Raw genomic sequence first — 25,319 nt, 5'->3', positions numbered from 1 at the left:
TCTAGACTGGCTGTTCAGCCGTCGTTCAGAGCCGCGAGACTAAACCCGTCATCATGAAACGGATGCCTGTCATTGTTGTCGCCGCCCTGATGGCGATCGCGCCCCTGTCGGCCGCCGCCGCGCAGGATGGTCCGCGCGGTGATCGCCGCTCGCCGGGCCGTGAGCAGTCGCAGCCGCGTGAGCGTGAACGCCCGCAGATGAGCCAGTCCGAGGCCCAGCGCATCGCCCAGTCGCGCGCCGGCGACGCCCGCTTCGTCGGGTATCGCGGACAGTCCGGGAACAGCTATGTCTTCGCCTTCGAGCGCGACGGCCGCATCTTCAACGTCACCGTCGACGCCAGCCGGTAGGATCATCAATGCGCGTTCTTCTGGTTGAGGATGATGTCGATCTGTCGCGGCAGCTGAAGGTCGCCCTGGGCGACGCCGGCTATGCGGTGGATCATGCGGCGGATGGCGAGGAGGCTCACTACCTCGGCGACAACGAGCCTTATGACGTGGTGGTGCTGGACCTCGGCCTGCCCAAGATCGACGGGGTGTCCGTGCTGGAGCGCTGGCGTCGGGACGGCAAGACCACGCCGGTCCTGATCCTGACCGCGCGCGGGGCCTGGTCGGACAAGGTGTCGGGCTTCGACGCCGGGGCCGACGACTATCTGACCAAGCCCTTCCACACCGAGGAGCTGCTGGCCCGTCTGCGCGCCCTGCTGCGTCGTTCGGCCGGCATCGCCTCGGCGACCCTGTCGTGCGGCGGCCTGCGCCTCGACCCGCGCGCGGCGCGCGCCAGCGTCAACGGCGAGCCCCTGCGCCTGACCTCGCTCGAGTACCGGCTGCTGCACTACATGATGATGCATCAGGGCCGGGTCATCAGCCGCACCGAACTGGTCGAGCACCTGTATGATCAGGACTTCGACCGCGACTCGAACACCATCGAGGTCTTCGTTGGCCGCCTGCGCAAGAAGATCGGTTCCGACCGGATCGAGACCGTGCGCGGCCTCGGCTACCGCCTGACCCCGCTGGCCGGGGAGTCCGAAGCGGCGTGACCGACGCGGCGGGGGGCACGGCCCGAGGCGAGGAGTCGCCGACCGAAGCGAAACGGCTGGGGCGCTGGCTCCGTCCGGGCCGCAGCCTGACCCGTCGCCTGATCTGGCTGGCCGCGGCGTGGATCGTGGTCGCCCTGCTGCTGACCGGCTGGGTGCTGACCCGCCAGTACGAGGAAAGCACCCTGCGTCGGCTCGGCTTCGTGCTGAACGAGACCATCGACGATGTGGTGCTGGCCGCGACCGTGACGCCCGACGGCGTGACGGTGGCCGAGATCAAGGATTCGCGGACCCTCCGTCCCCTGTCCGGCAAATACTGGGCGCTGGGCGAGCTGACCCGAAATGGCCGCGTGCGCATCCTGGCGCGGTCGCCGTCGTTGGCGGGGGAGGATCTGGTGGTGCCGGCCAGCCTGCCGGATCGCCTGAACAACGCCTTCGGCCAGACGATCAGCTACAACGCTATCGGCCCCATCGACAAACCCCTGCGGGTCGCCGCCAGCCTGAAGACCCTGCCGGGGCGGGAGGCGCCGCTGGTGCTGATGGCCGGGATCGACCGGTCGATGATCGACGCCGACGCCCGCCAGTTCGCGACCTTCACCTGGACGGCGCTGCTGATCCTCGGCCTGGGTCTGGTGGTGGCGGTGTTCCTGCAGGTGCAGATCGGCCTGCGGCCCCTTTTCGGCCTGCGCAACGAAATCTCGGACGTCCGCAAGGGCAAGGCCGCGCGGATCGTTCACAGCTATCCGCTGGAAATCCAGCCGTTGGCCGAGCAGGTCAATCGCCTGCTGGACCACAATCAGGAGACGGTGGAGCGCCAGCGGACCCACGTCGGCAACCTGGCCCACGCGTTGAAGACGCCGCTGTCGGTCATGTTGGCCGAGGCGGGGACGCAGGAAGGGGCGCTGCCCGATCTGGTGCGCAAGCAGACCGAGGTCATGAAGGCCCAGGTCGATCACCATCTTCGCCGCGCCCGCGCCGCCGCCCGCGCCCATGTGCTGGGCGAGCGCACGCCCATCGCCGAGGTGCTGGACGAAATGGCGGTCATGCTGGAGCGGGTGTTCGAGTGGAAGGGCGTCGAGATCGACTGGCGCGCGCCCGACGAACTGGGCTTCCGCGGCGAACGGCAGGACCTGCAGGAGATCCTCGGCAATCTGATGGAGAACGCCTGCAAATGGTCGAAGCGCCGGGTGCGCATCGCCGCCGGCGCCACCGGGCTGGGCCAGATGGTCGTGGTGGTCGAAGATGACGGCCCGGGCCTCCCCGCCGACCAGCGTGAGGCTGCCCTGCAGCGCGGCATGCGGATGGATGAGACCACGCCGGGCTCGGGCTTGGGCCTGTCCATCGTCGTGGAACTGACCCGCGCCTACGGCGGCCGCATCACCCTGGGCGACAGCGACATGGGCGGGCTGAAGGTGCTTCTGGAGCTTCCGACAGCGGAAATCTGACGCCGGAACAGCTGGTTATCCGCTGTTAACCTTGGCTACTCCATCTTGGGGCTCTTCCGGAAGACGTTCCGGCTCGAAAGGGTTTCATGTCCGGGCTGACCGCCGCCCATCGAATTGCGCTAGCCGCCCTGATCGGGCGATGCCCGGAGAACGTCCTCAAGTCCGTCTCCGCCGCGGTCGCCGCCCTGCCCGGTGGTCGCGCCGCCGAGCTGCGCCTGATGCTGGCCGAGGAGATGCGGGACCGGGCCCGTCGCACCATGGTGCTGGCGCCCATCACGCGCATGTTCCAGCCGCGCGCGGACGGCATCGCCGCCATCAGCTTCCCGCCCGCCGTCCTGCCGCGCCTGTGGCGGGCCGCGATCGAGCGGGAGCCGGACCTGCTGACCCGGCTCGACGATCCCGACAATCCTGACGCGGTGACGGTGGCCAACCGCTACTGCCAGTCCGCCGCCGCAGCCGTGCGCGACCGGCCCGCGCTGATCTGGCCGGAAGACCTGCAGCCCGACCGTCGCGAACAGGGGTTGTTCGATCTGGCCGCCAGTCTGGATCTGGCGCATCTGGCCCGGCGCGGCCTGCCCTCCATCGAGGTCTGGCTCAAGCGGCCCGATGATGACCAGCTGGCCGAACTCCGCCTGCTGGTGAAGGACTGTTCCGACATCCATCAGGACGGCGCGAGCCGCTTCCTGGAGATGCTGTTCTCCCAGCTGGACGACGCGGTGCTGGTGCTGCGGATCATCACCCGCAGCTCCGAGGTGGCCGGGCGGAAGGGCTTCCTCAGCGCCTCCGAACTGGCCGGGTTCGTGGATCGCCTGCTCAGCGGCGTCGATGAGCGCGCGGGGCGACTGGCGAGCTATCGGCCGGAAGCGGGCGAGAGCGGCGTGGATGCGGTCATCGCCGATCTGGACTGGTGCGCGGGCGTGCTGGCCGAGCTGGACGTGACCCTGACGCTGGATCCGTCGTCCGAATGGGGCCGCCGGGTGCGCGACAGCCGCACCAAGGTGTCCGCCTGGCTGGCGGGCCTGCTGCGCACGGCGGACAAGGCGGTGGACAGGGCCCTGCCGCTGACGCGTGTCCAGACCTCCGGCCGGATGAGCCGGATGGCGCCGATGCTGGAGGCCCCCGCCCGGGGCGAGGCCGCCGACGCCGCTCTGGCCCTGCTGCGGCTGGTCGGCGCCACGCGCGGCGCGGCGGCCGTGTTCGGCAGCGAGGCGGCGCGTCGGACGCTGGTCGAGGCCCTGACCGAGCGCTTGGGCGGCTATGCGGACGAGGTCCTGACCCTGGTCAACGACGGCGAGGCGCCGGACGAAGCCCACGCCCTGCGGCTGGTGTCCATCGCCGCCCGCTACCTTGAACTGATCGAGGCGAAGGAGCCGGCGCGGGCGGTGCGGCGGCGGGCGGCGGTCGCCGGCGGACGCCCTGCGACAGCCGGGGCCTCGTCGCGCGCAGCCTGATCGGCTACATCGCGCAACGATGATGTTTTTCTGGATCATGACAGCCCTTCTGGCGGCCCTCGCGGGCCTGCTGGTGCTGGCCGGCGCCCGGCGTGGCGCGGGCGCGGGCGAGGCCGTGGAAACGGTCGCCGCGGCCGCTGAACTGGCCGAGCTGGACCGGCTGAAGACGCGTGGCCTGCTGGACGAGGCCGGCTGGACCGCCGCCCGGGCCGAGGCGGGCCGTCGCATCCTGTCCGCCCAGCGTGCGCCGACCGAGGTTCGCGCCGGGGCGAAGGACCGGGTCTGGGTGCTGGCCGGAATCGGCGCGACCGTCGCCGCGGCGCTGGGGCTCTATCTGGTTGTCGGAACCGCGGGCCTGCCGGACCAGTCCTATGAGCGACGCGTCGACCAGTGGGCGACGCTGTCCGAGCCGCTGGAGGCGCAACAGATCGCCGCCGTGATCGAACGGCAGGTGAAGGAACAGCCGGACAATCCGCAGGCGCTGGCCATGCTGGGCGCGGCCCGGTTCGAGGCGGGGGACGCCATCGGCGCGGCCTCGGCCTTCCGCCGGATGCTGACCCTGACGCCGAACGACGCCCAGGGCTGGGCGCGGCTGGGTGAAAGTCTGGTGCGGGCCAATGGCGGGACGATCGGCGCCGACGCCGAGGCCGCCTTCCGCGAGGCCCTGAAGCTGGACCCCGGCCAGCTGGGCGCTCTCTACTTCCTCGGCGAGGCGGCGTTGGCGCGGGGCGACGGGGCGGAGACGCGCCGTCTGTGGCTGCCGCTGATCTCGGTCCTCGATCCGGCCGACCCGCGCCGGGCTGATCTTGAGCGCCGCCTGCCGCCGTTCGGAGGCGCGCAATGAGCTGGTTGCCGAAATCGCCCAAGGCGCGGCGTCGTCTGTGGATCTTCGTCGCCGTGGCGCCGATCCTGGCCCTGGCCGTGGGCCTGTCGCTCTACGCCATGCGCGACAGCGTGACCTTCTTCTTCTCCCCGTCCGAGGCGACGCTGGAGAAGGCGCCGGAGGGCCGGGTGATCCGGCTGGGCGGACTGGTCGAGATGGGCAGCGTCCAGCGCTCCAACGACGGTGAAGTCGCCTTCGTCGTCACCGACAACCTCGCCTCGACCCGCGTGGTCTATCGCGGCGACCTGCCGGACCTGTTCCGCGAGGGGCAGGGGATTGTGGCCCAGGGCGCCTTCCTGCCGGACCGCTCGTTCCGGGCGACACAGGTGCTGGCCAAGCACGACGAGAACTACATGCCGCGCGAGGTTCAGGAGAGCCTGAAGGCCAAGGGCGAGTGGCGTCCCGAAGCCGGAGGCCCCGTCTCGTGATCGTCGAAACAGGGGCCTTCGCCCTCATTCTGGCCCTGGCCCTGTCGACGCTGCAGGCGATCATCGCCGCCGCCGGTCGCCTGCGTCGCAGCCCGGTGCTGGCGGGCGCCGCCAACGGGTCGGCCATCGCCGCGGCGGGGCTGGTCGCCGTCGCCTTCGCGGCTCTGATCTTCGCCTTCGTGGTGTCGGACTTCTCGGTCGCCAACGTCGCGGCCAACAGCCACACCGACAAGCCCATGCTCTACAAGGTGGCCGCCGCCTGGGGCAGTCATGAGGGCTCGCTGGTGCTCTGGTGTCTGGTCATGACCGTGTTCGGCGCGGCGCTGGCGCGGGCGCAGAACCTGCCGTTCGGGTTGAAGACCTGCGCGGTCGCGACGCAAGGGGCGCTGGGCGCCCTGTTCCTGGCCTTCACCGTCTTCACCTCCAACCCCTTCACCCGATTGAACCCGGCCCCGTTCCAGGGCCAGTCGCTGAACCCGCTGCTGCAGGACCCCGCGCTCGCCTTCCATCCGCCGCTGCTCTACGCGGGCTATGTCGGCTTCTCCGTGTGTTTCTCGCTGGCGGTCGCCGCCCTGATCGAGGGCCGGGCCAACGCCAGCTTCTGGCCCGCCTGGGGCCGCTGGGTGCGGCCGTGGGCCCTGGCCAGCTGGGCCTTCCTGACCGTCGGCATCCTGCTGGGCAGCTTCTGGGCCTACTATGAGCTGGGCTGGGGCGGCTGGTGGTTCTGGGACCCGGTCGAGAACGCCAGCTTCCTGCCCTGGCTGGCGGGCGCGGCCCTGCTGCACAGCGCGGTGGTGACCGAGCGGCGCGGGGCGCTGGCGGGCTGGACCACCTTCCTGGCGCTGCTGGCCTTCAGCTTCTCCATGCTGGGCGCCTTCCTGGTGCGCTCCGGCGTGCTGACCAGCGTCCACGCCTTCGCTGTCGATCCCAAACGGGGACTGGTGCTGCTGGCGATCCTCGGCGTCACGGCGGGGCTGGCCTTCGCTCTGTTCGCCTGGCGGGCGCCGCAGTTGAAGGGCGGCGGCATGTTCGCCCCGATCAGCCGCGAGGGGGCGCTGGTCGTGAACAACCTGTTCCTGACCGCCGCCGCCGCGACCGTGCTGCTGGGCACCCTCTATCCGCTGATCCTCGAGGCGGCGTCCGGGGCGACCATCTCGGTCGGGCCGCCCTACTTCAACCTGACCTTCGTGCCGCTGATGGCCGTGGCCCTGATCATCCTGCCTGCCGGCCCCTTGCTGGCCTGGAAGCGCGGCGACGCCCGGGGCGCGCTGCAGCGGCTGGCCGTCGCCGGGGGGCTGACGATCGTGCTGGCGCTCGCGGCCTTCGCCGTGTTCGAGCCGCGCAAGGCCCTGTCGGCGGCGGGCGTCGGCATGGGCGTCTGGCTGATCCTTGGCGCATTGGCCGAGACGGCCGAGCGCACCCGCCTGTTCCGCGCGCCGCTGGCCGAGACCCTGCGCCGGGCGAAGGGGCTGCCGCTCGGCGCCTGGGGCATGACGCTGGCCCACGCCGGGCTGGGGGTCTTCGTGCTCGGCGCCGTGGTCGAGACCGGCTACCGCATCGAGGCGGCCCGTCCGCTGGCCGTCGGCCAATCGCTGGAGGCCGGCAAATGGACCGTGACGCTGGATGACGTCCGTATCGTCGAGGGGCCCAACTATCTGGCCGAGCAGGGCCATCTGAGCGTCTCCGTGCCTGGCGGGCGGACCCGGGTGGTCACCGCCGAGCGCCGCTTCTTCCCCACTGGCGGCCAGACCACGACCGAGGTCGGGCTCGATTTCCGGGGGCTGGACGACGTCTATGTCGTGCTGGGCGAGCGGGCGCAGGCGACCGACGGCGCGCCGGCCTGGAGCGTGCGGGTCTGGTGGAACCCGTGGGCGCGGCTGATCTTCCTGGGTCCGCTGATCATGGCGTTGGGCGGAGTGCTGTCGCTGATGGATCGCCGTCTCAGACTGGCCGTCGCTCCGCGGAAGGCCACGGCATGAAGCGCGCTCTCGTCATCGCCGTCGCGGCCCTCGGGCTGATGGCCGCCGAGCCGGCGCCCGCGCCCGACAGGCCCCTGCCGGATGCGGCGCAGGAGGCGCGGGCCAAACGGCTGTTCGAGGATATCCGCTGCGTCGTCTGCCAGCACGAGGCCATCGCCGACAGCCCCGCAGGGATCGCCGCCGACATGCGCGGTCTGGTCCGCGACCAGATCGCCGCCGGGCGCAGCGATCAGGCCATCCGCGAGGATCTGGTGCGCCGCTACGGCGACTTCGTCCTGTTCACCCCGCCCCTGCGGATCGGCACCTGGCTGCTGTGGTTCGGCCCGTTCGCCGTGGTGCTGGCGGTCGGCGCGGCCCTGCTGGCCTTCGCGCGCCGTCGCAAGCCGGAGGTCGCGCCGCTGTCGGCCGAGGAAGAGGCCCGACTGTCTGATATTCTCGCCGAAGGCCAGCTTCGCCGCGATCCTGACGCAAAGCGGTCCGACGACTGACGCGGGGCGGGAGCCAACATCGTCGCACGGGCGTTGGTGAGACTCGCAAACGCTCTATATTCATCGCCTGACGGGCGCTCCATCGCCCGGTGAGAGGATCGCTGACTGCCTATGATGAAGCGCAAGGAATTCATGCTCGGGGCCGTCGCCGGCCTGGCCTTCGCCGCCGCCGCGACCGCGGGTGGGGTGATTGACTGGCCGACCGCCAACGCCGGGCCCGTGTCGGGCGTCAGCGGACGTCTGATCCCCAGCGCCGGCGCAGCGGGCGCCGCCTTCGCCCCGCCGCAGGGCGCGCCGCGCAGCTTCGCCGACATCTTCGAACAGGTCGCCCCGGCGGTCGTGCAGATCGATGTGAAGACCCGCGTCGCCACCCCGCGCCAGGGCTTCATCCAGATCCCCGGCCTCGGCGCCGTTCCGGTCCCCGCTCCCGGCGGCCAGGGCGGGGAAGGCGAGGACGAGGGGCGGACGGCCATGGGCTCCGGCTCGGGCTTCTTTATCACAGCGGACGGCTACATCGTCACCAACAACCACGTCGTCGCCGACGCGGTGGAGATTACCGTCAAGCTGGCGGATGCACGTGAGTTGACCGCCCGCGTGGTCGGTCGCGACGAGTCGACCGATCTGGCTGTGCTGAAGGTCGACGGTTCGGACTTCCCCTATGTGGAGTTCGAGGAAACGGCCCAGCCCCGCGTGGGCGACTGGGTCGTGGCCGTGGGCAATCCCTTCGGTCTGGGCGGCACCGCCACGGCGGGCATCGTTTCGGCCCAGGGACGCAGCCAACTGGACAGCTCGACGCCCTATACCGACTACATCCAGATCGACGCCGCCATCAACCGGGGCAACTCGGGCGGGCCGACCTTCGACATCTACGGTCGCGTCATCGGCGTGAACTCGGCCATCTATTCGCCGTCGGGCGGCTCGGTCGGCATCGGCTTCGCCATCCCCGCCTCGACCGCCAAGCCGATCACCGACCGTCTGATGCGCGGCGAGACGATCGAGCGCGGCTATCTCGGCGTCCAGATAAGGCCAGTTGAGCGTGAGTGGTTAGGGCCGTTGGGGCTTGAAAGTCGGGAAGGCGCGTACGTTCAAAGTGTAACACCTGGGGGGCCGGCCGAAGGTGGCGGCCTGCAGCAGGGCGACATCGTGCTGACGCTGAACGGCGAGAAGGTCCGCGACGGCAACGATCTGACCCGTCGGGTCGGTCAGGCGCGTCCGGGCGACAACCTGCGCCTTGAGGTATGGCGCGACGGCCGTCGTCAGACCCTCAATGTCCGCTCGGGCACCCGTCCGTCGGAGGCGGCGCTGAACGCGGAAGGTGGGGCGGAGCCGGGTGCGGAGCCCACGCCGAACGGCGCCGTGGCCGGCACCGCGGTGGGCGGCCTGACCGTCGCGCCGATCAGCCCGGCCTTGCGTCAGCGCTATGATATCCCCGCCAACGTCAATGGCGTGGTGATCACCCAGAGTGGCAGCGGCGATAATCGCGCCTACCAGCCCGGTTTCGTCATCATGCGCGCCGGCCAGCGGGCCGTGACCTCGGTCGCGGATTTCCAGGCGGCGGTGCAGGCCGCCCGCTCTGCGGGGACCGGGGTCTTCATCCTGGTCTGGACGCCGCAGGGCAATGTGCCGACCGTGCTGGAACTTCCGGAGTCTGAATAAGGCTTAACTGACTTGATCGCCGCCGATGCGCTAACATCGGCGGCGATTTTGCATTCGGGGGCTGATTCCATGCGCATTCTGGTTGTTGAGGACGACGCCGAGGCCGCGACCGCCATGGTTCGCGGTCTGACCGAGGCCGGTCACGACACGACCCACGCCGTCGACGGCGCCTTCGGTCTGCTGGAGGCCCAGAAGGGCGGCTATGACGTCTATGTCGTGGACCGGATGATGCCGCGTCTGGACGGCATCGGCATGGTCGAGACCCTGCGCAAGGACGGCGACCAGACCCCGGTCCTGTTCCTGTCGGCGCTGGGCGAGGTCGAGGACCGCGTCACGGGCCTGAAGGCCGGCGCCGACGACTATCTGGTCAAGCCCTACGCCTTCTCCGAGCTGATCGCCCGTGTCGAGGCCCTGTCGCGCCGCCGCGAGACCGGCTCGGTCGCCACCATGCTGAAGGTCGGCGATCTGGAGATGAACCTCATCGCCCGCACCGTGCACCGCGCCGGTCAGGAGATCGACCTGCAGCCGCGCGAGTTCCAGCTGCTGGAGTTCCTGATGCGCCACGCCGGCCAGTCGGTGACCCGCACCATGCTGCTCGAGAAGGTCTGGGAATACCACTTCGACCCCCAGACCAACGTCATCGACGTCCACATCAGCCGCCTGCGCGCCAAGATCGACAAGGGGTTCGACAAGGCGATGCTGCAGACGGTCAGAGGCGCCGGCTATAGATTGGAAGCCTGACTGATTTCCCTCCCCGTTCGGGGAGGGTGGTCGCGCAGCGACCGGGTGGGGAGGGGTCGGCGACATGGCCGTCATCGCCAAGGCAAGGGCCCTCAGAAAGGCGATGACGCCTGCCGAGGCCCGTCTGTGGGTTCAGCTGCGGCGGCTTCGTCACGAAGGGCTGCACTTCCGCCGACAGCATCCGGAACGAGGCTATTATTTCGATTTCGTCTGTCTGGACCGGCGGCTGATCGTGGAAGTCGATGGCGGTTCGCATGTCCAGGAAGACAGGGCGCGAAAGGATCGGGTCCGCGATGCAGTTCTTGCGCGGCTCGGCTTTCTGACGTTTCGGATAACCAATGAAGCAGTTCGAGACAGGTTGGCTGAGGTGATTGAAGAGGTGCGGATGCGTTGCCTTGCCCGCCCCACCCGGTCGTCGCTTCGCGCCGACCACCCTCCCCGTGCCGGGGAGGGAGATTTCTAGTGCGTCTTCCCTCCCTCCTTCGTCGGACGCCATTCCGGCTGACGCTGCTGTTCGTCGCCCTGTTCGCGGCGGCGGCCAGCGCGGTGCTGGCCTATGTCTATATCGCCTCGGCCAATGAGGCGCGGGCCAAGACCCAGGCGGATGTGACGACCGAGTTCGAGGTGCTGACCGGCATCTATCGCGAGCGGGGGCCTGATGCGCTGAACGCGGCGCTGGTGGACCGGACCATCCGGGGCGGACCCTATCTCTACATCCTGATGGACCCGAACGGGGGGCTGATCACCGGCAATCTGACCGAGTCGCCCATCGACATCGTTCCGCGCGGTCAGGGCGACGGCGGGACCGTTCCGACGTGGCAGACCTTCACCTACACCGACAATGACGCCAGCGGCCGGGTGACCCGGCCGCAGTCGCTGGGCGTGCAGGCGCGGCTGTCGGGCGGCGAGGTGCTGTTCGTCGGTGAATCGATGGGCGACACCGAGGCCTATCTGTCCCGCCTGACGCAGGCGTTGTGGGCCGCCATGGGCATCGTCCTGCTGCTGGGGCTGGCGGGTGGTCTGCTGGTCAGCCGCAATCTGGAACGCGCCATGGGTCGGCTGAAGACGGTCGTGACGGCGGTGCAGGACGGCGATCTGAAGGCCCGCGCCACGGTCCGCAACACGGGCGACGAGTGGGACGAGCTGGGGCAGGGGCTGAACGGCATGCTGGACCGGCTGGAGGGCTCGATGGCCTCCATCCGCCACGCGGGCGACGCCATCGCCCACGATTTGCGCTCGCCCCTGACCCGGATGCGGGCCAAGCTGGAGGTGGCGCTGATCGACGCCGAGGCCGGCAAGATCGACGGGACCGAGGCGCTGGAGCTGGCCCTGTCCGAGGCCGACGACCTGCTGAAGACCTTCAACACCGTCCTGGCCATCGCCCGCCTGCAGGCCGCCGCCGGATCGGGCCGCATCCCGGACCCGGCCGTGTTCGACGCGGCGGATCTGGCCGCCGACATGGCCGAGCTCTACGAGCCCGCCAGCGAGGACAAGGGGCTGGAGTTCTCGTCCGAGATCGAGCGCGGCCTGATGGTCAACGCCAACCAGCCCTTCCTGGCGCAGGCGCTGGCCAACATCATCGACAATGCGATCAAGTACACCCCGGTCGGCGGCGCCGTGATGCTGCGCGCCCGTCGTCGCTCGTCCGGCGAGATCGAGTTCTCGGTGACCGACACCGGGCCGGGGGTGCCGGAGGAAGACCGCGAGCGGGTGATCCAGCGCTTCGTCCGTCTGGACAACAGCCGCACCGAGCCGGGATCGGGTCTGGGCCTGTCGCTGGTCGGCGCGGTGATGGAGGCGCACAGCGGGCGCATCACCCTGGATGAAGGTCCGGGCGCCTTCGAGGGCTCCGGCCCGGGCCTGCGCGTGGCGCTGGTGCTGCCGGCGGCGGAGGCATGAGCGAGGCGGTCCTGAGCCCTTGCGGCCCGGTTGTGGACGCCGACGCCGCGGCCCGCGCCCACGAGCGTCTGTCCGAAGCCGCCACCGAGGGCGGCTGGGCCGATCTGCTTGAGGCCCACTGGCCCGCGCTTGAGCCGGTCTTCGCCGCCTCGCCCTATCTGTTCGGTCTGGCCCGGCGCTGGCCCGACACCCTGCGGACCCTGCTGGAACAGGGGCCGGACGCCCGACTGGCCGATGTGCTGGCGCGGACGAACGCCCTGACCGGCGGCGCCGACGACCTGCGTGCGCCGCTGCGGCGGCTGAAGGGCGAACTGCATCTGCTGACGGCCCTGGCCGATCTGGGCGGGCTCTGGACCCTCGATCAGGTGACCGGTGCGCTCAGCCGCTTCGCCGACATCTCGTCCCGTGCCGCGCTGGCGGCGGTGGCTCATGACCAGCGGGAGCGGGGCAAGCTGGTTTCTGCGGCCGATGACAGGCGCGGTCCGGTGCCCGGCCTGTTCGGTCTGGCCATGGGCAAGCACGGCGCCGATGAGCTGAACTATTCGTCCGACATCGACATCAGCCTGTTCTGGGATCCGGAGGCGCTGACTCCCGCCCTGGCCGAAGGGGTGGAGCCGCAGCGCTTCCTCGATCGGCTGGCGCATGCCTTCGCCACCCTGATGCAGGAGCGGACCGGCGACGGCTATGTGTTCCGGGTCGACCTGCGGCTACGGCCCGATCCGTCCTCGACCCCGCCGGTCGTCTCTGTCCCCTTCGCCCTGACCTACTATGAGGGCGTCGGTCAGAACTGGGAGCGGGCGGCCTTCATCAAGGCGCGCGCCATGCTGGGCGACCCGCGCGCGGGCAAGGCCTTCCTCAAGGCGCTGGTTCCTTTCATCTGGCGGCGCAGTCTCGACTATCCGGCCATCCTCGACATCCAGTCGATCAAGCGACAGATCCACGTCCACAAGACCGGCGAGGGGCTGGAAGCCGCCGGCGCCAACCTGAAGCTGGGGCGCGGCGGCATCCGTGAGATCGAGTTCTTCGCCCAGACCCAGCAACTGATCCTCGGCGGTCGCGATGCGAAGCTGCGGACGCCGCGGACAGTGGACGCCCTCGCCGCCCTTCGGGACGCCGGCCATGTCAAAGCCGGGGTCTGTGAGGAACTGACCGCCGCCTATGTCGAACTGCGCGGGCTGGAGCATCGCGTTCAGATGCTGGACGACGAGCAGACCCATAGCCTGCCGCTCGACCCGGTCCGCCGGGCCGCCGTCGCCGCGCTGGCGGGGGAGGGGGCGCTCTCCGCCTTCGACGCCCGGGTCGAAGCCCTGCTGATCCGGGTGAACGGGCGTTACGGCGAACTGTTCGAGGGCGGGGAGGAGCTGTCCTCCCCCTATGGCTCGCTGGTCTTCACCGGGGTCGAGAACGATCCCGAGACCCTGCTGACCCTCGAACGGATGGGCTTCTCCGAGCCTGCGGGCGTGGCGGACACGATCCGCAGCTGGCACCACGGGCGCATCCCGGCCACGCGCACTGAACGCGGGCGCGAACTGTTCACCCGACTGGCGCCGCGCCTGCTGACCGCCCTGGCCGACACCGGCGCGGCGGACGACGCCTTCCGCCGGTTCGCCGTCTTCTTCGCGGGGCTCAGCGCCGGGGTGCAGGTGCAGGCCCTGTTCCTGGCCCAGCCCCGGCTGTTCGAGCTGGTGGTCGGCGTCATGGCCTTCGCCCCGCGTCTGGCCCGGACGCTGGGCCGCTATCCGGCGGCGCTGGACAGCATGCTGGACGCCCGCTTCGCCCAGGATCTGGAGGCGGACAGCGGCATCGCTGAACAGATGCTGGCTGAGACCGTGGCTGCGTCGGACTTCGAGGCGGCCATGAACGCCGTGCGCCGCATTCACCGGGACCAGATGTTCCGGATTGGCCTGCAGATCCTGACCGGTCGTGCCGGGCCGGAGGCGGCGGGGCGGGCGCTGACCGCCCTGGCCGACGCGGTGATGGCCGCCCTCGCGCCGGTCGCCCTGGCCGAGGCCGAACGGCAGGGCGGCGCCCTGGCAGGCGGCAAGGTCGCGGTGATCGCGCTGGGCAAGGCCGGGTCGCGCGAGATGCGGGCCAGCTCCGATCTGGACCTGATGACCCTCTATGACGCCCCGGCCGATGCGATGTCGGCGGGCAAGGGTTGGGCGGCGGGGGTCTTCTACTCGCGGTTCACCCAGCGGCTGATCGCGGCCCTGTCCGCCCACACCGCCGAGGGCGGCCTGTATGAGGTCGACATGCGCCTGCGCCCCGGCGCGGCCAAGGGGCCGGTGTCCCTGCGGCTGTCGGCGCTGCAGGACTATTACGCGACCGAGGGCGACACCTGGGAGTTCATGGCCCTGACGCGGGGGCGGGTGGTCTGGGCCAACGACCCCGCCTTTGGCCGACAGGTCACCGCGGCGCTGGAGGCGGTCCTGCGCAGGCCCAGGCCGGGGGTGGACGTCGCCGCCGACGCCCGCCGCATGCGCGACCTGATGGCCCGCGAACGTCCGGGCAAGGGCGACTGGGATCTGAAGCTGGCGCCCGGCGGACAGGTGGATGCGGAGTTCGTGGCGCAGGTGGGCCAGCTCCACGCCGCGGCGATCGGCGAACCCCTGACCGTTTCGACGCTGGAGGCGCTGGCTGGCGAGCCGGCCTTGGCCGAGGCCTGGCGGCTGCAGCAGGCGCTGGGACAGGTCTTGGCCGCCGCCTTCGACACGCCGGGTGATCCCTCGAACGAGCCTGAAGGTTTCCGCAATCGGCTGGCGGAGGCCAGCGGGGCGGCGGACTTCGACGCCCTGTCCACGCATCTCCAGCAGGTCCGTCGCAAGGCCCGCGCGGCGTTCGAAACGGCGCTGCCCCCGGTTCGCGACGGAGATTGATCCGTCCCCCGTTTGATCTCCTGACAGGGACGACAAGGCCGAATGGCCATGGAGATCATCGAATGAGCAGGACCCTACTGATCGGCGGCTTCGCCGTCGTCGCACTGGCCGCCGCCGCGGGCGTGGCCACCGCCCGACCGCCCGTGGCGCAACAGGCGCAACGCCCGGCCCCCGCGCCGGTCAGCCGCGCGGACTATGTCGAGCACCGCGTCGAACGTCTGGTCGCCGCCGATGCGAACCGGGACGGCACGGTGACCCGCGAGGAGCGCCGGGCTCATGTCCGGGCGGCCCGGCAGGAACAGGCCGCGACCCGCTTTGACCGCCTCGACGCCGACAGGGACGGTCGCCTGAGCCGCGAGGAATTCGTCGCCGGCGCCGGGCAGGGACGGCCGGAACGGGTCCGGCGCGAGCACGGTCCGCGCGGTGAGCGCAGCATGCGCGGCGGCGACCGCGGACCGGTGGTCATCGCCGACGCCCGCGCCCGCGCCGATCAGGCCTTCACCCGTCTGGATACGGACAGCGACGGTTTCCTCAGTGCGCAGGAACGTCGGGCGGGACGTGAGGCGATGCGGGAGCAGCGTCGGGATCGCATGAACCGGCGCGCGGCGTCGCAACAGACGTCGCCTCCGGCGCCCGCTTCGGAGTAAGGAGATGTCGGGGACGACGGTTCTGCGCCGCGCGACCCTCTCGATGACGTTCGAACGAGGGCCGATTGGCGCTGATCGCCGACCCCGACGAGGATCTGGTGCGCCGCGTGGGTCAGGGCGATCCCGCGGCGATCCAGTCCATGGTGGCGAGGAAGCTGCCCCGCATGCTGGCGCTGGCGCGTCGCATGCTGGGCGACGCCGTGGAGGCGGAAGACGTGGCGCAGGAGGCCATGCTGCGGGCCTGGCGACAGGCGCCGCGCTGGACGCCGGGCAAGGCGCGGTTCGACACCTGGTTGCACCGGGTGGCGCTGAACCTCTGCTACGACCGGCTGCGTCGGCGACGCGAGATCGCCACGGACACGCCGCCCGACCGGCCGGACGAAAGCCCGGCTCCGGACCGGGGGCTGATCGCGGCGGACACCGGCGCGCGGGTCGAGGCGGCTTTGGCCCGTCTGCCCGAACGTCAGAGAGAGGCCATCGTCCTGTGTCACTATCAGGAGTTGACCAATATCGAGGCCGCGGCCCTGATGGAGATCAGCGTCGAGGCGTTGGAAAGCCTGCTGTCGCGAGGGCGGCGGGCGTTGAGAGTGGCGCTGGCCGATATGCGGCCGGACGCTGAAGGAGCGTGAGTGTGATGACGTCGGATCGGTTCATCGCCCTGGCGGCGGCCTATGGCGCCGACGAACGGCGCTGGCCTGAGAGCGAGCGGGATGCGGCCCGGGCCTTCATGGCGGCGGAGCCCGAGGTCGCGCGCGCGGCCCTGTCGGAGGCGGACGCCGTCGACGCCCTGCTGCACGCGGCGCCGCCCCCCCTGGTTTCGATGGCGCTGCGGGATCGGGTCATCGCCTCGGCGGCGCAGGCCGGGCTGAAGGCGGGCCGTCAGGGCCGCCGCTGGCTGGACCGCCTGACCCTGATCTTCGGCGCCGGCTGGGCCGCCGCCGCCTGCGCCGGTGTCGCCGCCGGCGTCATCATGACCGGCCATCTGACCGCCGACGCCCAGGCCGACGCGATCCTGTATCAGTCCACCCTGCAAGGCGTGGACGACTCGGAGGTTCTGGGTTGAGCCCGAAAGCCCTCAAGATCGTCCTGGCGGCCTCGGTCGCGTTCAACCTCTTCGCCGTGGCGGCGGGGGGCACGATCTGGGTCACCCACAAGCGCGCCGAACAGCGGATCGAGGCGCAGCAGCGCCCGGCTCGCGAGCATTCGACGATGAGCGTCATCGCCCGTCTGAGCCCGGAGGTTCGGCGCGATGTCCGTCAGGCGCTCAAGGCGTCGGCGCTGGCCGCCAAGCCGGACTTCGAGGAAGCCCGCGCCAAGCGCCGCGAGGCGATCGATCTGTCGGCCTCGAACGGCTTCGACGCCGCCCGCGTCAGGACCCTGCTGGACCAGTCCCGCGCCGCGGAACTGCGCGGCCGCGCCCGGCTGGAGGCCGAGGCCGTGACCCTGCTGGCCACCCTTTCGCCGGACGACCGGGCGGTGCTGTCGGAAATCCTGTCACGTCGCGGCCGGGGCGCGCGGGACCGCAACGACGGTCCCCAGGCCGAGCGCAAATAGGGATCAGGCCGCGCGGGCGTGGGCCTGCGGTTGCCCCATCGGGCGCTGGATCGGCAGGTCGAAACGGACGGTGGTGCCGCGTCCCGGCTCGCTTTCCATGATCAGCTCGCCGCCGTGCAGTTCGATCAGCGACTTGGTCAGGGCCAGCCCCAGGCCCGTGCCCTGCGTCGTCTTGGAGTGCTGGCCCTCGACCTGTTCGAACGGGCGGGCCAGACGCGCCAGATCCTCCGGCGCGATGCCGATGCCGGTGTCGGTGACCGACACCTGAACCCGGTCGTCGTCCAGTTGCGACAGGGCGACCACGATCTCGCCGCCCTCGGGGGTGAATTTCACCGCGTTCGAGATCAGGTTCAGCACCACCTGCTTCAGGCCGCGATGGTCCGCCTCGATCTGCGGGATGTCCTTGGCGTCGACCACCAGCCTGAGCCCCGCCTCCTCGATCTTGCCGCGCATCAGTCGGGTGGCGTCGCCGACGATCTCCTTCAGCGACACCGCCTCATAGTGCAGCGTCAGCTTGCCGGCCTCGATCTTGGCCATGTCGAGGATGTCGTTGATCAGGCTGAGCAGATGCTGGCCCGACTTCAGGATGTCGCCTGCATACCCCTTGTACTTCTGGTCGCCCAGCGGGCCGAACAGCTCGCCGGCCATGATCTCCGAGAAGCCGTTGATGGCGTTCAGAGGGGTGCGCAGCTCGTGGCTCATGTTGGCCAGGAACTCGGACTTGGCCTGGTTGGCGGCCTCGGCCCGGGTCATCGCTACTTCGTATTTGCGGGCCAGCAGGGACAGCTTCTCCTCGCGGTCCTCCAGTTCGGCGATGGTGACGTGCAGGCGTTCCACCGCGCGCTGACGCTCGGCTTCCTTCTGCTTGATGGCGGTGATGTCGGCGGCCGTGACCACCGAACCGCCGTCCGAGGTGAAGCGCTCGACCAGTTGCAGCCAGCGACCATCGACCAGTTCGACCTCGCGGGCGCCGGCCCGACCCCCGGCCGCCGCCTGCTCCGACTTGATGGCCAGGGCGGCGATGCGGTTCAGATCCTGCTTGTAGGCGCCCTTGCGCACCACGCCGGGCTCGAAGGCGAAGGCGTCCTCAAAAGCCTGGTTGGACAGGATCAGACGGCCCGACTTGTCGAACAGGACGAAGGCGTCGGACACGCTCTCGATGCCGTCGCGCAGGCGACCTTCAGCGGACTGGGCCTGGGCCTTGGCGCGGCGGGCTTCGGTGGTGTCCAGCGCCACGCCCAGCACGGAGGTGAAGCCGTCAGCGCCGCGCTCGCCGCGCGCCTGACCCCGGGCGTCGATCCAGCGGGCGCGACCGTTCTCGTCGGGCACCGGGAAGCTGACCTCGAAGGCGCCGTAGGTCTGGGCCTGACGCAGGGCATGCTGGACCGCCTCGCGATAGCGGGGGTGGATGCGCGCGACGAAGGTGTCTTCCGGAATATTGCCGCTGCGGTCCAGTCCCATCAGGCTGGCCATATAGTCGGAGATCATCACCTGACCGGCGTCGATGTCCCAGTCCCAGACGCCGCAGTGCGCCGCCTCGACCGCGCCGCGGAAGCGACGCTCGGACGCCGCCCATTCGCGGCTGATGCCCATCTGGCGGCGCTGCATGACGACGACGAGGACGAGGGTGAACAGGCCGATGCCGATCGGCGGGCCCAGCACCCACAGCTCAACGGCGGAGAAGCCGCCCATGCCCGCGTCCGGCGTCGCGACGCCGCGCGCGACCAGCAGCACATGGGCCGCGATCGCGAGGGCCAGCGCAAGGATGGAGATGCGCAACCACGCCGGGGCTCCGCGCTCACGATCGGAGGCGCGTCGTCCCTGTGGTGATATGCGGCGTTCCTCACCCCGCAAGGCGCTCTCCCGGACGATTCGACAACGAGCCCTGAATCTAGGCTGCGTCGCGGATTCGTGTCGAGCAGGGTTAATCCCTGATCAACATTCTTGAACGGGGTGAGTCTGGAGAGTCGCACTCGGCGACCCGACCAGACTCAGGCCGCCTGGAAAGAGGTCGGCGAAGAGGTCTCGAGGGTGGGGGCCGCCAGCACGTCGGTGATGGTCTTCAGCGTCGCGCGGGCGTCGCGGGCGAGGGCGCGCATTTCGGGCGGGGCGTCGTCCGGCGCCTCGTCCACCGAGGCCAGAAGTTGCGTCGCCAGCGCCATCAGCTTCGGCGCGGCCGCGATCAGGCGGGCCTGGAATTCGATCTGTTCGGGATCGCGGTCGTATTCGGCGCCGGGCACGCGCCAGCCGCCCCAGTCGGCCTTGTCGGTCACCACGACCGGATAGGTGCCGGGGAAGGGGTGGTGCGGGCAATCCTCGGCGTTCTGCCACTTGTTCCGGGCGCGCATCAGGCGCCAGTGCTGGCCGTCGTCCACCGCCGAATCCTCGACCGGCAGCAGCAACTCGTGCGCCAGGAACTCGCGGCCGAGGCCGACGTCATAGGTGACGCGCACCGGTTCCTCGAAGCCCTTGGCCCAGACAGGCTGGACCTTCTCGATCTGGGCCCATGCGCCGACGCACTCGACCCAGACCTTCTGGCCCTTCTGGAATTGCGCGCGCGCCATGATGCACTCCGGACTATCGACAGCGCATCATGCAGCCTGCGGATGAACAGGCCGTTTGGTGAGAGGGTAAAGTGGACCTTAACGCCCGCCGCCGGCTCAGTTGCGCGAGATGTCTTCCAGCGCCTCGCCGGCGTACTTTTCCTTCACCCGCGTGGACAGGTCGCCCAGCGAGACCACGCCGACCAGACGGTCGTTCTTGTCCAGCACGGGCAGGCGACGAACCTGACGGCTGCTCATGGCGTCGAGCACGGTCTTCAGGTCGTCATCGGCGCGGGCGGTGTGCGGGTCGCGGGTGATGAATTCCACCACCGGCGAGGTCACCGCCGCGCCACCGGCGATGGCGCGCACAACGATGTCGCGATCGGTGATGGCGCCGATCAGGCTGTCGCCGTCAGCCACCGGCATGAAGCCGAAGCCGCCGTCGTGCATGCGCCGGGCGATCTCCTGCAGGGTGTCGCCGGGACGGGCCACCTGCACGTCCTTGCTCATCAGATCGCGTACCTTCATCGGAGTCTCTCCTGCATCGGTTCGCGGACAGAACCCCTCGCCGCCGAGCCGGGTTCCGCGCTACACCCGAAGGGGACAACGAAGGGCGGGCGGATGACGGCGGCGAACGAGGCGAAGGCCATCCTTGAGCGACTGGGCGTCAGCGCCACGGTCTGGAACGGCCATCTGCCGACCCGCTCGCCGATCGACGGCTCCAGCGCCGGATCGGTGGCGGAGACGCCCGATCTGGACGGCGTCGTCGCCCGTTCGGTCCAGGCCTTCCATGCCTGGAAGCGCGTCCCCGCCCCGCGTCGCGGCGAGCTGGTCCGCCTGTTCGGCGAGGAGCTGCGCGCGTCGAAGGACGACCTCGCCCGGCTGGTCACGCTGGAGGCCGGGAAGATCGTGTCGGAGGGCCTCGGCGAGGTTCAGGAGATGATAGACATCTGCGACTTCGCTGTCGGCCTGTCGCGCCAGCTCTATGGCCTGACCCTCGCCAGTGAGCGGCCCGGCCACCACATGCGCGAGACGTATCAGCCGCTGGGGCCGGTGCTGGTCATCTCGGCCTTCAACTTTCCGGTCGCCGTGTGGGCCTGGAACGCCTGTCTGGCGCTGGTCTGCGGCGATCCGGTGATCTGGAAGCCGTCGGAGAAGACGCCGCTGACGGCGCTGGGCACGCAGGCGGTTTTCGAGCGGGCGCTGGCGCGGTTTGGGGATGCGCCGGAAGGTCTGTCGCAACTGGTCATCGGCGGGCGCGAGGCCGGTGAGGCCCTGGCCGCCGACGCCCGCATCCCGCTGGTCTCGGCCACCGGCTCGACCCGCATGGGCAAGGCGGTGGCGCAAACGGTCGCCGCGCGGCTCGGGCGCTCGCTGCTGGAGCTGGGCGGCAACAACGCCATGATCGTGACGCCCAGCGCCGATCTGGACATGGCGGTGCGGGCGGTCGCCTTCTCGGCGGTCGGCACGGCGGGGCAGCGCTGCACCACCCTGCGCCGTCTGCTGGTGCACGAGAGCGTGGCCGGCAAGCTGCTGGAACGACTGAAGAAAGCCTATGAGTCCCTGCCCATTGGCGACCCGCGCGAGGCCGGTACGCTGGTCGGCCCGCTGATTGATATCCCCGCCGTCGAAGCCTTTGAGGCGGCGCTGGAACAGGCGGTTCAGCAGGGCGGCGAGATCATCACCGGCGGCGATCGGGTCGAAGCGGAAGGGGCCTATGTGAAGCCCGCCATCGTCCGCATGCCCGCCCAGACGGCGGTGGTCGAGCACGAGACCTTTGCGCCGATCCTGTATGTGCTGACGTGGTCGGACTTCGATCAGGCGGTCGAGCTGCAGAACGCCGTGCCGCAGGGGCTGAGCTCCTGCGTTTTCACTGACAGTGTCCGTGAGGCTGAGCAATTCCTGTCGGCCTGGGGCTCGGATTGCGGCATCGCCAACGTCAACATCGGCCCCTCGGGCGCCGAGATCGGCGGGGCCTTCGGGGGCGAGAAGGACACTGGCGGCGGGCGCGAGTCCGGCTCGGATGCGTGGAAGGCCTATATGCGCCGCCAGACCCAGACGGTGAATTTCTCGTCCGCCCTGCCGCTGGCGCAGGGCGTGAGATTCGACGTTTAACAGACCCTCGGCCTCCGGCCTTCATCCCGAACGACAAGGACCACGATGGGCAGCTTCAGCATCTGGCACTGGATCATCGTGCTCGTGTTTCTCGTCGGACCCATCGGCGGCGTCGCGGCGATCATCGTCCTGTTGAGCCGTCGCAAGAAATAGAGGGCCTCAGCGGGCGCGCGTATCCACCCGCGCCACCACCGACAAACCGGGACGCAGGCGGTCGAGGCCGTCCTGACCCGGGTCGAGGGCGATCCTCACCGGCACGCGCTGGGCCACCTTGGTGAAGTTGCCGGTGGCGTTGTCCGGGCGGATGACGCTGAATTCCGAGCCCGTGGCCGGGGCGATCTGCTCGACCTTGCCAGTCAGGGTCCGGCCGCCCAGGGCATCGACCGACAGCTCGACCGGCTGGCCGACGCGGATGTCGCGCAGCTGGTTCTCCTTGTAGTTGGCCGTCACCCAGATGCGGTCGGGGACCAGCGCCATCAGCTGGGTGCCGACGGCGACCTGCTGGCCCTGACGCACGGTGATCTCGCCCAGACGCCCGTCGCGGGGCGCGACAATGCGGGTGTTGGACAGGTCGATCTCGGCCAGATGCACGGCGGCCTGCGCGTTCTCGACGGCGGCCTCCAGCGAGCCCCGGCTGACGACGGCGGAGGTGACGCCGGTCTCGGCGATGCCGGTCGCGGCTTGCGCGGCGGCCAACTGGGCCTGCGCGGCCTGAAGGGCGGTGCGGGTCACGTCCACCTGCGCCTGCGCCACCCAGCCGCCCTCGAACAGGGTGCGCGACCGATTGAAGTCCGCCTGGGCCTTGGCGACATTGGCGCGGGCGGCGGCGATGGAAGCGTTGCTCTGCGCCACCGATCCGCGCGCCGAGTTCTGGCTCTGGGTCGAGTTGGCCAGGGCAGCCTCGGCGGAATGCAGCTGCGCTTGCGCCTGTTCCAGCCGCTGGCGATAGATGCGGTCATCGACCGTGGCCAGCAACTGGCCCTGCTTCACGGTATGGAAGTCCTGCACCTCGACCGAGGTGACATAGCCGGTCACCTGAGGCGCGATCACCGTCACCTGCCCGCGCACATAGGCGTTGTCGGTGTGCTGCACGCCCGAGGTGAAGGGCGGCAGCCGCCACGCCCACAGCACCAGCAGCACTCCGACGATGGCGACGGCGATCAGCAGGACGCTGATCAGCACCCGCTTCTGCGGCGGCTCCGCAGGCGCGGCGGCGGGCGGCGGCGGCGCGGGTTGGGGCGCCGGTTGCGGTGCGGCGGGAGCGGGGGCGGTGGTGTCGGTCATGGGGGCAACGGTTCGGGGGGCGTGTGAAAAGGGGATCAGTCGATGGCGGCGGCGGCCGCGGCGGCATCGACCTTTTCGGCCTGTCGCGCGGCGCGACGGGCGGTGAAGCGGGGCCGCAGGTGGTGGAAGGTCACCCACAAGCTGCCCATGGCGGCGAAGACGGCGATCAGCAGGAAGACATCGTTGTAGGCCAGCACATGGGCCTGCTGGCTGATCTGCTGCTGCAGCAGAACCTGGCCCTCGGCGGTGCGCAGGGCGGGGTCGCCGATCACCCGGGCGTAGGCGCCGGACAGTTGCTGCAGCCGCTGGACCACGTCGGGGTCGCCGAGGTTGATCTGTTCGGACAGCTGGTTGGAGTGGAATTTCTCGCGCCACGTCTGGAGGGTGCCGACCACGGCGGAGCCCAGCAGGCCGCCGACGTTCTGGCCGATGCCGAAGATGACGATGAAGCTGACGAAGTTGTGGGCGCCCTTCTGCAGCACCTGCACCACGCCGCTCATCATCGCCGGACCGATGAAGAAGGCGGCGGCGAAGGCCAGCAGGGCCTGGCTGAAATAGAGCTGGCCCGGTCGGGTCAGGACAGTGGAGTGGGAATCGAGGAAGGCCCCCACCGCGATCAGGGCCAGCGAGATGGCGATCGGCTTGTAGAGCTTGGCCGGGTTCATGGTGAAGGCGCTAGTCAGCGAGCCGGCGATGGTGGCGATCAGGATCAGCCAGAAGAGCCCGTGCATCTGGTCGGGGCCCAGGCCCATCTGGGTCATCAGGCCCACCGCGCCGTAGGTCTGTTCCGACAGCACGACGCGGATGCCGACGATGATCAGGGCCAACCGGATGATGTCCGGCCCGGCCATCCATTTCAGGTTTATCAGCGGCGTGGTGCGATTGTACTCGATGACCACGGCGGCGGTCAGCAGCACGATCGATCCGACCAGCGCCCAGCCGATCCACGCCGCCTCGGTCCACCAGACGATCCGGCCCAGTCCCAGCACCGCGCACAGCAGGGCGATCCCTGGCGCGAACAGGGCGAAGGTCAGGAAGTCCAGCTTGTCGAAGGCCTTGAACCGCTCTGACGGCGGGGCCTTCAGTGCGAACACGGCCGCCAGCGACAGCAGGGACAGGCCCAGTTCGAAGACGTGGAAACCGCGCCACTCGGACAGGTCGACCAGATGGTTGGAGAAGATGCGGACCGCCGGAATGGCCAGGCTGGAGGCGCCGATGGCCAGCACCAGACCCTTGAGCCGGTGCGCCGCCGGGAAGGCCTGGATGGTGTAGAGGACGCCCAGCGTGGTCAGGGCCGCCGAGGCCATGCCGGCGAAGGCCCGCACGATCAGGGTCGACTGATAATCCTCAAAGAACAGGGCTCCGAAGGCGATCAGGGCATAGGCGATCAGGAAGATCTGGGCGAACAGCCGCAGGCCGTACTGCATGCGGAACTTGACCAGCAGTAGGTTCATGCAGGCGTTGGTCATCACGAAGACGACCGGCAGCCAGGCCGCCTCGGTCAGGGAGACGCCCAGCGCCCCGGCCAGTTGCTGGGTGTTGGCGGTGACCATGGCGGCGCCGATCCCGCCTGTGGCGGTGACCAGCATGCCGACGGCGAAGTAGGCCAGGCGATAGGGGAGGGTGTGGTCCGGCGTGGCGGGCGAGCCGGGGAACATCGGCCGCTCGTGCGGCTTCAGCGTCTGGACGTATTCCGCCCACGGAAGACTGAAGTTCCGACGGCTCATGCCCCGTCTCCGACGCGCGCCCTCACGGCGTCCAGCACAAGCTCCAGCGTGCGACGGGCGATGGCGTTCCGTTCGGCGGGCCTGGCGTTGTGGATGCCGCCGCCCAGCATGGCGGCCAGAACCCGGATGTCGGAGGCCTTCAGATCGTCGCGGACGACGCCCGCGGCCTGCGAAACCTTCAGCGACGGCATGGCCGCCTTGACCATGGCCTGACGCAACGGGGTCAGGATGTCCGGCGACGGCGAGGCCCGCACCACCCCGCCCAGCGCCGTGTTGCGCACCAGCCGGGCGGACAGGTCCACCAGAAAGTCGAGGAAGGCGTCGGGCGCGGTCGGTTCGGCGAACTGCTCGCCCAGTTCGGCCACGTCATCCAACAGCACGGCCAGCGCGATCTCGGTTCGGCCGGGGAAGTTCCGGTACAGGGTCGCCCGGCCCACGCCCGCCCGTTCGGCGATGCGATCCAGCGGCGCGTCGATGCCCTCCTCGGCGAACACCGCGCGGGCGGCGTCCAGCAGCGCGGCGCGTCTGTCGGCGGCGTCTTTTCTGAGGGGGCGGTCCATGATAGCGGCT

Annotated in this window: 24 protein-coding genes; 18 read left to right on the top strand and 6 right to left on the bottom strand. The window is 70.1% G+C overall.

Annotated features, from left to right (window positions below; genetic code table 11):
• The first annotated feature begins 62 nt into the window (after window positions 1-62).
• The 17 genes from ACFQQC_RS00770 to ACFQQC_RS00690 all read left to right on the top strand — a co-directional run bounded on the left by ACFQQC_RS00770 (window position 63) and on the right by ACFQQC_RS00690 (window position 17,080).
• Window positions 63-347: a hypothetical protein gene (locus ACFQQC_RS00770; protein ID WP_376858749.1), complete on the top strand. Its 285-nt coding sequence runs from the start codon at window positions 63-65 to the stop codon at window positions 345-347.
• 8 nt (window positions 348-355) lie between these two features.
• On the top strand, window positions 356-1,036 hold the full coding sequence (locus tag ACFQQC_RS00765; RefSeq protein WP_376858747.1) for a response regulator transcription factor: 681 nt from the start codon (window positions 356-358) through the stop codon (window positions 1,034-1,036).
• Window positions 1,033-2,478 (top strand): sensor histidine kinase, encoded by a 1,446-nt coding sequence (locus ACFQQC_RS00760; protein WP_376858745.1) that lies wholly within the window; start codon window positions 1,033-1,035, stop codon window positions 2,476-2,478. The genes ACFQQC_RS00765 and ACFQQC_RS00760 overlap by 4 nt, the downstream gene beginning before the upstream one ends.
• An 86-nt stretch (window positions 2,479-2,564) precedes the next feature.
• A complete protein-coding gene (locus tag ACFQQC_RS00755) occupies window positions 2,565-3,929 on the top strand; it encodes a hypothetical protein (protein ID WP_376858743.1) in 1,365 nt (454 codons plus the stop codon).
• A 37-nt stretch (window positions 3,930-3,966) separates the two neighbouring features.
• Window positions 3,967-4,773 carry a c-type cytochrome biogenesis protein CcmI gene (gene ccmI / locus ACFQQC_RS00750; RefSeq protein ID WP_376858741.1) on the top strand — a complete coding sequence of 269 codons (807 nt, stop codon included), beginning with the start codon at window positions 3,967-3,969 and terminating at the stop codon, window positions 4,771-4,773.
• Window positions 4,770-5,240 carry a cytochrome c maturation protein CcmE gene (gene ccmE / locus ACFQQC_RS00745; RefSeq protein WP_376858739.1) on the top strand — a complete coding sequence of 157 codons (471 nt, stop codon included), beginning with the start codon at window positions 4,770-4,772 and terminating at the stop codon, window positions 5,238-5,240. The genes ccmI and ccmE overlap by 4 nt, the downstream gene beginning before the upstream one ends.
• Window positions 5,237-7,219: a heme lyase CcmF/NrfE family subunit gene (locus tag ACFQQC_RS00740; RefSeq protein WP_376858738.1), complete on the top strand. Its 1,983-nt coding sequence runs from the start codon at window positions 5,237-5,239 to the stop codon at window positions 7,217-7,219. Before ccmE ends, ACFQQC_RS00740 begins: the two co-directional genes overlap by 4 nt.
• Complete coding sequence (locus tag ACFQQC_RS00735; protein ID WP_376858736.1) at window positions 7,216-7,707, top strand: cytochrome c-type biogenesis protein CcmH; 492 nt, start codon at window positions 7,216-7,218, stop codon at window positions 7,705-7,707. The genes ACFQQC_RS00740 and ACFQQC_RS00735 overlap by 4 nt, the downstream gene beginning before the upstream one ends.
• A 111-nt stretch (window positions 7,708-7,818) precedes the next feature.
• On the top strand, window positions 7,819-9,363 hold the full coding sequence (locus ACFQQC_RS00730) for a Do family serine endopeptidase (protein ID WP_376858734.1): 1,545 nt from the start codon (window positions 7,819-7,821) through the stop codon (window positions 9,361-9,363).
• A 69-nt stretch (window positions 9,364-9,432) separates the two neighbouring features.
• On the top strand, window positions 9,433-10,104 hold the full coding sequence (locus ACFQQC_RS00725) for a response regulator transcription factor (RefSeq protein WP_376858732.1): 672 nt from the start codon (window positions 9,433-9,435) through the stop codon (window positions 10,102-10,104).
• Between the two features lie 64 nt (window positions 10,105-10,168).
• Entirely contained in the window at window positions 10,169-10,567 is a 399-nt protein-coding gene (locus ACFQQC_RS00720; RefSeq protein ID WP_376858730.1) for an endonuclease domain-containing protein, read from the top strand.
• Window positions 10,567-12,003 (top strand): ATP-binding protein, encoded by a 1,437-nt coding sequence (locus tag ACFQQC_RS00715; RefSeq protein WP_376858728.1) that lies wholly within the window; start codon window positions 10,567-10,569, stop codon window positions 12,001-12,003. Before ACFQQC_RS00720 ends, ACFQQC_RS00715 begins: the two co-directional genes overlap by 1 nt.
• On the top strand, window positions 12,000-14,879 hold the full coding sequence (locus tag ACFQQC_RS00710) for a bifunctional [glutamine synthetase] adenylyltransferase/[glutamine synthetase]-adenylyl-L-tyrosine phosphorylase (RefSeq protein WP_376858726.1): 2,880 nt from the start codon (window positions 12,000-12,002) through the stop codon (window positions 14,877-14,879). The genes ACFQQC_RS00715 and ACFQQC_RS00710 overlap by 4 nt, the downstream gene beginning before the upstream one ends.
• Window positions 14,880-14,941: 62 nt before the next feature.
• Window positions 14,942-15,526 (top strand): EF-hand domain-containing protein, encoded by a 585-nt coding sequence (locus ACFQQC_RS00705; RefSeq protein WP_376858724.1) that lies wholly within the window; start codon window positions 14,942-14,944, stop codon window positions 15,524-15,526.
• A 65-nt stretch (window positions 15,527-15,591) separates the two neighbouring features.
• The gene (locus ACFQQC_RS00700) at window positions 15,592-16,155 is read left to right on the top strand and encodes an RNA polymerase sigma factor (RefSeq protein ID WP_376858722.1); all 564 of its coding nucleotides are present in this window, start codon (window positions 15,592-15,594) and stop codon (window positions 16,153-16,155) included.
• A 5-nt stretch (window positions 16,156-16,160) separates the two neighbouring features.
• Window positions 16,161-16,589 carry a hypothetical protein gene (locus ACFQQC_RS00695; protein ID WP_376860814.1) on the top strand — a complete coding sequence of 143 codons (429 nt, stop codon included), beginning with the start codon at window positions 16,161-16,163 and terminating at the stop codon, window positions 16,587-16,589.
• Window positions 16,586-17,080 (top strand): periplasmic heavy metal sensor, encoded by a 495-nt coding sequence (locus ACFQQC_RS00690; RefSeq protein ID WP_376858720.1) that lies wholly within the window; start codon window positions 16,586-16,588, stop codon window positions 17,078-17,080. The genes ACFQQC_RS00695 and ACFQQC_RS00690 overlap by 4 nt, the downstream gene beginning before the upstream one ends.
• Window positions 17,081-17,083: 3 nt before the next feature.
• Here ACFQQC_RS00690 and ACFQQC_RS00685 read toward each other — a convergent pair whose 3' ends face one another.
• From ACFQQC_RS00685 to ACFQQC_RS00675, 3 genes are all read right to left on the bottom strand, one after another.
• The gene (locus ACFQQC_RS00685; protein ID WP_376858718.1) at window positions 17,084-18,859 is read right to left on the bottom strand and encodes a PAS domain-containing sensor histidine kinase; all 1,776 of its coding nucleotides are present in this window, start codon (window positions 18,857-18,859) and stop codon (window positions 17,084-17,086) included.
• Window positions 18,860-19,071: 212 nt separating this feature from the next.
• Entirely contained in the window at window positions 19,072-19,644 is a 573-nt protein-coding gene (locus ACFQQC_RS00680; protein ID WP_376858716.1) for a hypothetical protein, read from the bottom strand.
• 96 nt (window positions 19,645-19,740) lie between these two features.
• Window positions 19,741-20,151 (bottom strand): CBS domain-containing protein, encoded by a 411-nt coding sequence (locus ACFQQC_RS00675; protein WP_376858714.1) that lies wholly within the window; start codon window positions 20,149-20,151, stop codon window positions 19,741-19,743.
• 93 nt (window positions 20,152-20,244) lie between these two features.
• On the opposite strand from ACFQQC_RS00675, the gene ACFQQC_RS00670 reads away from it, so the two are divergent.
• Entirely contained in the window at window positions 20,245-21,738 is a 1,494-nt protein-coding gene (locus ACFQQC_RS00670) for an aldehyde dehydrogenase family protein (RefSeq protein WP_376858712.1), read from the top strand.
• Window positions 21,739-21,897: 159 nt separating this feature from the next.
• Here the strand turns inward: ACFQQC_RS00670 and ACFQQC_RS00665 are convergent, their stop codons facing one another.
• The 3 genes from ACFQQC_RS00665 to ACFQQC_RS00655 are packed head-to-tail and all read right to left on the bottom strand — an operon-like array spanning window position 21,898 to window position 25,309.
• Window positions 21,898-23,022 (bottom strand): HlyD family secretion protein, encoded by a 1,125-nt coding sequence (locus ACFQQC_RS00665; RefSeq protein WP_376858710.1) that lies wholly within the window; start codon window positions 23,020-23,022, stop codon window positions 21,898-21,900.
• Between the two features lie 35 nt (window positions 23,023-23,057).
• Window positions 23,058-24,749 (bottom strand): MFS transporter, encoded by a 1,692-nt coding sequence (locus tag ACFQQC_RS00660; protein ID WP_376858708.1) that lies wholly within the window; start codon window positions 24,747-24,749, stop codon window positions 23,058-23,060.
• Window positions 24,746-25,309 (bottom strand): TetR/AcrR family transcriptional regulator, encoded by a 564-nt coding sequence (locus ACFQQC_RS00655; protein WP_376858706.1) that lies wholly within the window; start codon window positions 25,307-25,309, stop codon window positions 24,746-24,748. The genes ACFQQC_RS00660 and ACFQQC_RS00655 overlap by 4 nt, the downstream gene beginning before the upstream one ends.
• Window positions 25,310-25,319: the final 10 nt, after the last annotated feature.

It is taken from the genome of Brevundimonas sp. GCM10030266 (assembly GCF_042666595.1).
In the GTDB taxonomy this organism is placed as follows: Bacteria; Pseudomonadota; Alphaproteobacteria; order Caulobacterales; family Caulobacteraceae; genus Brevundimonas.
Note: the sequence above shows the minus strand (reverse complement) of the source record. Positions and strands in the feature narration are given on the sequence as shown.